Source organism: Porticoccus sp. W117, from assembly GCF_030341905.1.
GTDB lineage: Bacteria > Pseudomonadota > Gammaproteobacteria > Pseudomonadales > Porticoccaceae > SCSIO-12696.
The window spans coordinates 1-1952 of record NZ_JATAAF010000049.1 but is presented as its reverse complement, the minus strand read 5'-3'; the positions used below and the strand labels follow the sequence as shown (position 1 = coordinate 1952).

General features: G+C 43.8%; 2 protein-coding genes. Both read right to left on the bottom strand.

Annotated elements, in window-relative coordinates:
- Positions 1–361: 361 nt before the first annotated feature.
- A complete protein-coding gene (locus QSV34_RS15130) occupies positions 362–778 on the bottom strand; it encodes a hypothetical protein (protein ID WP_289156080.1) in 417 nt (138 codons plus the stop codon).
- Positions 775–1952 (bottom strand): RHS repeat-associated core domain-containing protein (locus QSV34_RS15125; RefSeq protein ID WP_289156078.1); only part of this gene is annotated, 1178 nt, incomplete at its 5' end. The genes QSV34_RS15125 and QSV34_RS15130, both read right to left, overlap by 4 nt.

Sequence of the window (1952 nt, the reverse complement as noted above, 5' to 3'; positions counted from 1 at the left end):
CGGCTAATCCCCTGCCAGCAACCGATCAAAAATAACGCCCCGGCAGATCAATGGCGGGGCTCTGGGTGGTGTTTTCTCAGTTATAAATCAGGGCGACTTTTCAAAAAATAAATCTGTCCCCTTTTCATGGTCAGCCGGTTTGAGCTGCCGCCGCACAGCCTGGTTGGACTGGGGCAGGTGCTTTCGATTATCAAACAGCGGCAGCAACGGCTCAGGGAACGGCTGATTCAGATGGGTGGATAATCCCCTGCAAACAACCAACTAAAAATAACGCCCCGGCAGATCCTGGCGGGGCGTTGGGTGGGGGTTTCTCAGTTATAAATCAGGGGGATTTTTCATAAATAAATGCATCCCCTTCTCATCACGGATTCAGGTTAATGTTTTGATAGTCCAAAAATTTATCAAATGATATTAATTTTTGATCTTTAGATATCACATCATTTGATGTTCTATATTCAGCACTACCATCGTTACCGTTTATATAAAACCCCGTTAAAGGAATCTCAAACTTTCTAGGCTCGCAAAAAAAGTAATCATCCCCGACGATCAAGATCGGATTCTTGTCAAAAAAACGATGTCTATGTTCTGTTGTTCTCTGCAGCAACATATCATGAGCCTCTTCAGGAGATATACTAAATTCCTTAACCTTTTTTATATACTCAGGCTCACCCGGCCAATACACAGGTTGTGTATGCACTTCTTTTTCAGAATCATCGACATCACTGCACCCTAGAGAACAACAGCATATAAGCGCCAAAAGCAAATTATTTATCTTCACTCTTCAAACCACCCAGCGTTTTTATATTGCTCCGACCTAAGCGTATCTGCTAAGTGACCAGGGGTTATAGATAAAAACTCGCCAAATCCTCCTGCATTCAAACTTGCACACGCCGCTGTAGTACATTGTCTTCCAGCAAAATGGTATTTACCGGGATTCTTATATAGTTCTTGCCAGTATTTACGAACTTGAATCGTCTCAGACATAGATACAATCTTGGTGAATACAGCTACTTTTTTACCACTGGCAGCAATAAAATCTTCAACATCTTGCCTACTAGCATCACCCGTTCTAGGATTTGCAAAACTATCCCACCATGGCCTGCCAGGGGATCCGTCTATATTTGCACCCTCGCCTATTTGTGGACCGAAGTCAAAGAAGCTATCTCCTATAGATATTCCAGTATGACCATCAAGTCCTTTTCGACCAAGTTTAGATGGAGAATTAGGATCTGGTAACTCAATAAAAACTGAGAGTTTAACCGTCGCGTCCTTAGCTCTTATTTCATCAGCTACTTCTGCCAGTTTCCCCCAAGGAATAATACCGAGCCATGGATTACCCGCTTCTCGAGCAACCTCTCCTCCTTCCTCAATAGCCGCTTCAAACGAATTCGTGAGCGCTCCATTCGTAAATTTAAAGCCTGTTAGCGCGCTTGTCGTACCTGCCTTACTTTGATCTATAATAATTTTCTGAATATCAGCTATATCTTCGTTTATAGCAACACCATTAACTCCTATATCGTATGCCGAAAAAGCATGAAACGCGGCGCTAAATAAATTTCCATCTTGGTATGCGCCATAAGCACTATAAGCATGATACGCAGCTTCTGCAGCCTCAACATAGGGTCTCACACCAGCCCACCATTGCAGAATCGCAGCCCCTGATCCCGGAACAAAATAATTCGCTACCACTGCAACAATCGTTACTATCGCATCTAGAATATTTGTGAGTGATATAAACCCACTCGGATCAGTCGCATTTAAGGGGTTATTGAATGTATAGCTATAACGGTTCAGAGATTGACTGTATGTCGGATCTTGTATGAACGGATCCGCCTGCAAGAACCTGGCAATCTTCGCATCGTAAATCCGCCCATTCATATGGATCACACCCACTTCATCCAGCATCTCGTGGCCCGTAAAGCCCCTTGTGGTGATGCTGCTGTCGAAGGTGG